Source organism: Occallatibacter sp. (assembly GCF_036502485.1).
Classification (GTDB): Bacteria; Acidobacteriota; Terriglobia; order Terriglobales; family Acidobacteriaceae; genus Telmatobacter.
The window spans coordinates 87,569-94,067 of sequence record NZ_DASXYM010000016.1 but is presented as its reverse complement, the minus strand read 5'-3'; the positions used below and the strand labels follow the sequence as shown (position 1 = coordinate 94,067).

Below are 6,499 nucleotides of genomic sequence, written 5' to 3'. Positions count from 1 at the left end.
CGTTGAGGGTGGCGAAGTCGACGCCGTCAATGACCACGCGGCCGGCGGTGGCCTGGGTGAGCCCGCCGAGGAGATAGAAGAGAGTGGACTTGCCGGAGCCTGAGGGGCCCACGATGGCCACAAATTCGCCGCGGTCTACGGCGAAGGAGACACCGCGGACGGCGGGGACTTCAATGCGTCCGGAGCGGTAGACCTTGGTCAGGTTTTCAACCTGGATGATGGGCGAAGACGCTGGAGCCTGCACGGAATTGATTGTAAATGGCCTCCGTTGCGCAGGGATCGGGTTTGGTATGGCAGGGTGGCGTGACTCTCGCCAGGTGGCAAGGTTGGTGGAGGGGTGCTGCTTCGGCTGGCAGACCACCTGCGCCACCTGCAGTGGGGCCAACCGCGCCACCTGCGGTGGGGCCAACTGCGGCTTCGCCGCCTCCATTCTCAGAGGAGGGAGGGGGGTGGTGCATTGCAGGATTTTCCGGGGAGAATGCCGCTGTAGAGCTGCTCAACAAGGCGGTCTATCTCTTTTTGATTCATGAGCGGAGGAGTTGTGGAGGGCTTTCGAGGCGCCGCCACCACCTGCGCCACCTGCGCCACCTGCGGTGGGGCCAACTGCGGCTTCGCCGCCTCCATTCTCAGCGGAGGGAGGGGGGTGGGGGGTGGAGCAGGGACAGAGGTGCAGAGGGGCAAAGGGGCAGGGATTTCAGCCGAGGGGGAGGGGGTGGGGGTGGGTTGCTGGGATTTGGATTGGGCGCGGAGGGCTTCGGTGCGGGCGCGGCGGGAGCCGATGGCGGTCTGGGCGGCGTAGAGGAGTTTGGAGGTTTCGGCGGGGGTGAAGACTTCAAGGATCATGCCGTGGGTGACACAGGCGATGAAGGCGTCGATGGCGTCGGGGTCGGGGGTGAGGAAGGGCATGGCTTCGCGCCAGACGCGGCGAGTGCGCCGGAGAGATTCGGGGCTGTAGTCGTTGCGGGCGTCGTCGTGGGCGCAGGCCTTCAGGTAAGCGTCAAGGCAGCGTTGGACGGCGGATTCGGGGGTGGGGGTAGACATGGAGGGTTCCTTTCTTAGCGGGTTGGCGGGCGTTGGCGGTGCAGGAGGGTTCGTGCCGGAGTTGAGTTCCATCCCGCCAAAGCAGAGCCAGGGGGGTCACCCGCGTCCGGTCGAGGGGCAACGAAAAGGCCCGCCGGTTTTGGGCCGGCGGGCCGTGGTTTTTCTGATCTAAAACCAGTATGGCAGAATGCGTGGTTACTTTGACACGTTTTCCACATTTATTTGGCGTTGATTCTGAAGGCAGTTAGGGCGGTTTTAGAGGGGGTGGGGGCTTGACAGGTTTTCCACAGACGCCTGTGGTGGGGCCAACTGCGTTTGGCGCCGGGACAGGATTGTGGCACCCGGAGTCATGAGTCATCCGGAGAGTGTAAAAGCGGGTTCTTCGCTCTGCTCCGAATGACAAGATCTCTCCGGATGACAAGATCTCTCCGAATGACAAGATCTCTCCGGATGATCTCTGGGAATGATCGCTTAGATCTTGCGGGTATTCAGGGGGTGTAGCGCTGTTCGCCGGCTGAGAGGGCGATGGGGAGGCGGTTCTGGTCGGGGGGGAGGGGGCAGGTGGCGTAGGGGGTGTAGGCGCAGGGCGGGTTATAGAGCTGGTTGAAGTCGAGGACAAGGGTGCCCGGCTGGGTGAGGCCGTGGTCGGGGAAGTTGGTGCGGAGGAAGCGGCCGGCCTGGTAGGTGTTGATCTGGCTGGTGGCGTCGCGAAGGATCAAGAAGAGGGTGGTGTCGTTGGGGGATTCGAGGACGGGTTGGAGGCGGAGGGTTTTGCCGTCGAGGGTGAATTCGGCGATCCCGGGCGAGGGAAGGTCGAGGGTGGTTCCTATGACGGTGGGGATTTTGAGGTGGCGGGGCGGGTTGGAGGGGATCCATTTCGCTTCGACGGTGTAGTGGAGGTCGGGGGCGTACCAGTGGAGTCCGCGGAAGGCGGTGCGGGTGGCGGCATTGGCGTCTTTGATGCGGAGGGCGTAGCGGTCGCCGCGGGGGAGGACGACCATGGTGACGGTTTGCCAGACGAGGGTGGAGGGGTGCTGGTCGTCGGCGCTGAGGGGGCCTTCGCGGGCAGGGGCGCCATCCAGAGTGAGCGCGGCGGGAAAGCCGGCGTGGGGTGCGAGCAACTGGACGGTTTTGCCAGAGACGGTGAAGAGGCCGAGGTGCTCGGGGGCGTTGGCGATGTGCACGGAGTTGTCGGAGGCGGAGCCGACGGTGTTGACGCCGGATTTGAGCCAGTCGAGCGCGATGAGGCTGAGCCAGCCGTCGGGGGCTGAGAGCTCCTTTTCGCGCTGGGAGCGCCAGGATTCGAGCTGGTGGCGCCAGTTGGTTTCGGCGTTGGAGGGAGCGGGCGGGGCCTGGGAATGCGCGGGGAGTATGAGGGCGTAGAGCAGGAGGATGGCGGAGAGCTTGCGCATAGGGTCAGGGTAGCGCAGATCTGCGGGGGGAACTGGGGTTCGCGTACACCCGCCCTGGCGGCAAAGACAAAGACGCCGGCACCTGCGGTGCGGCCCACTGCGGCTTCGCCGGCACCTGCGGTGCGGCCAACTGCGGCTTCGCCGGCACCTGCGGTGCGGCCAACTGCGGCTTCGCCGCGTTTAGGGGGGTGCTGCGGGATGGCAAATTCGTGAGGGGGTGGGGGTCAGGAGGGGCGGAAGGCGTGCTGGGCGGTGGGGCGGCGCGTGCGGAGGAGGCGGGTTTTGCGCAGCCACCAGAAAGCGACGGAGAGGATGAGCCACGCGAGGGTGGCGAGGGCGAAGACAGCGAGGGGGGCGAGGCGCGGGAGGCAGAGCCAGCAGAGGAGGGCGAAGCCGGCGAGGCCGATGCAGCCGATGGAGGCGCCGGCGGCATCGATGCCGGCGACGGTGTGGCCGCGCTGGGTTCCGTCGATGCCGGCTTTGGCTTTGTGCTGCTTTTCGTGAGACTCGACGAGGCTTGCGCTGGCGGGGAAGATGGCGGGAAAGGCGAGGAAGAGGCCGCCGATCTCCGGGCCGAAACCTTTGGACATGAGGCCGGCAAGGACGCAGACGGCTCCGCCGAAGAGGAAGCGGATGATCCACTCATGGGGCTTGATGCCTTTGATCGATTCGAATTTGACTTGAACCATCACGGATGGGCCACCAGGTAGAGCAGGCCAAAGGAGACGCCGGCCCAGATGGGCATGAGGGCGACGGTGGCGACTATGGCTCGAGTTTTTTTATGCATGAGGACCCAGCTGCAGGCGCCGGCGTAGCAGAAGAAGCCGATGGCGCCGAGGATCATGGAGCGGGATTCGAGGGCTGCGTAAGGAATGCCGTGCCGGGCGATGGTGATGCCGATGGTGGCGAGGGCGATGGAAGGGGCAGCGGAGAAGAGGCCGGCGAAACTTTTGGGCCGGACCATCTCCGCGAGCACAGCGAAGAAGGAGAGGACAGCGCCGCCGATGAGGAATCTGAGGATGTATTCAGTCATGGCGGTCAGGCGGCGCGCTGAGCCTGTTTGATCAGGCGTTTGGCGTGGGCGGTGTCTTTGCAGCCGAGGAGCTTGTATTCCTTGCCTTCGAGTTTGTGGTAGTTGACGAAGAACTCCTCGAGCTCCTTGATCCATTTGTCGGGCAGGTCGGTTTGTTTTTCGATGTCGGCGTAGAGGTGGTTGGCTTCGGCCACGGCGAGGAGGCGGTCGTTGCGGTTTGTCTTTTTGCCTTCGATCTGCTCGCCCTCAATGACGCCAATGAGGCGGGCGCGGACGACGACGCCCGGGAAGGCTGGTTCGTCCATGAGGAGGAGCACGTCAATGGGGTCGCCGTCTTCGGCCCGGGTTTGCGGGAGGAAGCCGAAGTCGTGGGGGAAGACCATCCCTGCGGGCAGGACCTTCTTGAGCATGAAGATTTTCTGCTCGGGGTCGTAAGAGAACTTGTTGCGGCTGCCTTTGGGCGTCTCCACGATGACCTGCAGAAGGCCATCCTCTTCATCGATAGGGGTGAGCCGGATGGGATTCGCCATGCCCTTAACGCCGTTCTTTGGCAATTTGTAACCTCCTGTTGACCGGACATTCACCAGTACATAGAGCGGTGGGAGGGGGGTTCAGGTTGCTTTGAGGCTGGGTAAGCGAAGGGTTAGCGAGGGGAAGCACGGGCGCCGCGGCGGGGTCAGTATTGCCAGCTCACGCTGATGGATCCGGCGCCGGTGGAGGGGACAGTGTAGGAGTGATTCGATCCGTTCTCCCACACGACATTGCCGTTGGACTGGATGTCAATGAACTTGAACTGCACGGTCTTGCCCGCGGGTAATGCGACGTTGAGGAACCAGTTGGGGTAGCCGGGAGCGAGCATGGGTCCGATGGCGGTCTGGAAGGTAGTGCCCCAGTTACCTAACTCGATGGTATTGCCGGTTACGAAGATATAGTCGCCGGTGTTGGTGGGGGTGGCGTTGTTGACGGTGAAGGTGACCGGGATGAGCCTGGCGGCGAGGACTGTGAAGGCGGCGGTGTTGGCGGCGGTTCCGGCGCTGGTTTTGAGCTGCACGTTGTAAGTGGCAGCGGCGACGGATGGAACTGTAAACGTGACGGAGGTGTTGGACCAGGACTTGATAGTGGCCGCGGTGGCGCCGTAGAGGACAGTGCCTGTGGATGTGCCGAAGCCGTCGCCGGCGAGGGTGACGGTGATGCCGGGCTGGCCAACGTGCGGCCCGATGGAGCCAACCTGGGGGGCGGTGGCGTTGGCCTGGTATTGCCAAACGCTGATGCTGGCGGGCGCGATGGTGTAGTTAGCCGCGGGATTATTGCCGCCGCTGCCGGTAGTTACTGTGAGGCTGTTGCCGCTTTGCAGGCCGAGATAGTCAGAGTAAGTGCCGGCGGGGAGGGAAGTGTTGAGGCCGGTGATGTTATAGGGGGTGGTGTCGTTCTTGTTGATGGCGACCAAAACTACGTCATTGAAGAACTGGCGCTCGTAGATATAGACGTCGTTGTTGATCCAGCGCTGCTTCCATGTGCCGTAGGCGATGGCGTCGTTGGAGGCGCGCAGAGCAGCGAGTTTGGCGATGACCTTATAGGCAGTGGTGCCGGTGTTGTAAGCCGACATCCAGACGCGATTGTAGGGGTCATTGCCTCCGTTGGAATTGTTGAAGAGATACTGCTCGTCTCCATAGAGGAGGATGGGGATGCCGCGGCCGGTTAGGATGAAGGCCATGGCTTCATGCAGGCGTTTCTGGTTGTTGTTGATGGAGAGCAGGCGCGACTGGTCATGGGAATCGAAGAAGGTCACGAGATCGTTGGGATAGGTGAAGTTGGCGTTCTCGGTGTTGATGGTCGAGTCTACTTCGCTCCAGTTGGCGTTGTTCGCGAATACGTCGCGGAGGGCGGTGTTGAGCGGGAAGTCGAGAAGATTGATGCCGCTTTTGTTGGAGAACTTATAGGAGTCGGCGTAGAGCGGGTCGCTGGTGTTGCTCTCCATCCATTCGCCGTAGAGGAAGGCGGGGGCGTTAGTGGAGACGGCATTGGCGAAGGAGTATTCCCATCCCCAGGTGACGTGTTTGATGGCGTCGAGACGGAAGGCGTCGATGTGGTGGTTTTGTAGCTGAAGGGCGGCGTTTTTCAGGTAGGCGTCGACGGTGGCGTTCTCCTGGTTGAGGTCGGCGAGGTCGCTGAGGTTCCAGTACTGGAGCTGGTAGCGATCGTTCCAGTCAGAGATGTTCTGGTTGTGATGGAAGATGCCGTTGGGATCGTTGTTGGCGGCGGCCATGAACACTCCGTTGTTGTAGAGGGAGCCGATCTCGCCGCAGTTATCGGGGCTGGAGTGATTATTGGCCTGGTCGATGATGATCTTCATGTTGTTGGAGTGCAGGGCAGTTACCAGGCTGTCAAAGGTTGAGAAGGAATTGGAGTTATCGCCGAAGTGCTCTTCGATCTGCATGAAATCGCGGTTCCAGTAGCTGTGGTAGGGTGCGGAGACGCCCGAGGAAGAGCAGTTGAGGTTTTCATTGTTGACGACGGGGGAGACCCAGATGGCGGTGGCGCCCATGCCCTTGATGTAAGCGAGTTTCTGCTGGATTCCAGCGAGGTCGCCGCCCCAGTAGGCCTGCCAGTTGGTGTGCGAGGAGTCAAAGAGGCCGGGACTTTCCGCCGGGTTGTCATTGGTGGTGTCGCCGTCGTAGAAGCGGTCGGTGACTACCTGGTAGATCACTTGTTTCTTGAAGTCCTGCGCGTGGGCACAGATGCCAGCGAGGAGAGGCGCGGCCAAGGCGGCAGGAAGGGCGCGAGGGATGCGCTGCATGGGTTTTCTCCTTCAGTGAGCTGAAGTGTGTGGTGAGTTTGTCGGGGATCCGGAATGCAGTGAGCGGGTCTGGCTGCGGGGCGCGTGCGATTGAGCGAACAGGGGAGCGCCGTAGTTCAGCCGGGTGGAATGGTGCGCCGTTTTGGAGGGCGTGTCAAGAAGCGGGAGGGGTTACGAAGGTCTATGGCGGCGGCGGGCGGCGAGTCTTAGCGTTGG

Annotated in this window: 7 protein-coding genes; all 7 read right to left on the bottom strand. The window is 62.4% G+C overall.

The window, feature by feature from the left end:
- A partial coding sequence (locus VGL22_RS03005; RefSeq protein ID WP_465265396.1) for an ATP-binding cassette domain-containing protein occupies positions 1 to 280 on the bottom strand: 280 nt, incomplete at its 3' end.
- A gap of 152 nt (positions 281 to 432) precedes the next feature.
- Complete coding sequence (locus tag VGL22_RS03000; RefSeq protein WP_465265394.1) at positions 433 to 1,041, bottom strand: hypothetical protein; 609 nt, start codon at positions 1,039 to 1,041, stop codon at positions 433 to 435.
- A 488-nt stretch (positions 1,042 to 1,529) separates the two neighbouring features.
- Complete coding sequence (locus tag VGL22_RS02995) at positions 1,530 to 2,453, bottom strand: DUF1684 domain-containing protein (protein ID WP_465265393.1); 924 nt, start codon at positions 2,451 to 2,453, stop codon at positions 1,530 to 1,532.
- Positions 2,454 to 2,677: 224 nt separating this feature from the next.
- Positions 2,678 to 3,142, bottom strand: a complete 465-nt coding sequence (locus VGL22_RS02990) for a DUF3147 family protein (RefSeq protein WP_465265392.1) — start codon at positions 3,140 to 3,142, stop codon at positions 2,678 to 2,680.
- Entirely contained in the window at positions 3,142 to 3,486 is a 345-nt protein-coding gene (locus tag VGL22_RS02985; protein WP_465265391.1) for a DUF3147 family protein, read from the bottom strand. The genes VGL22_RS02990 and VGL22_RS02985 overlap by 1 nt, the downstream gene beginning before the upstream one ends.
- Positions 3,487 to 3,491: 5 nt before the next feature.
- Positions 3,492 to 4,040, bottom strand: a complete 549-nt coding sequence (locus tag VGL22_RS02980) for an inorganic diphosphatase (protein ID WP_465265390.1) — start codon at positions 4,038 to 4,040, stop codon at positions 3,492 to 3,494.
- Between the two features lie 122 nt (positions 4,041 to 4,162).
- A complete protein-coding gene (locus VGL22_RS02975) occupies positions 4,163 to 6,283 on the bottom strand; it encodes an alpha-amylase family glycosyl hydrolase (protein WP_465265389.1) in 2,121 nt (706 codons plus the stop codon).
- Positions 6,284 to 6,499 lie beyond the last annotated feature (216 nt).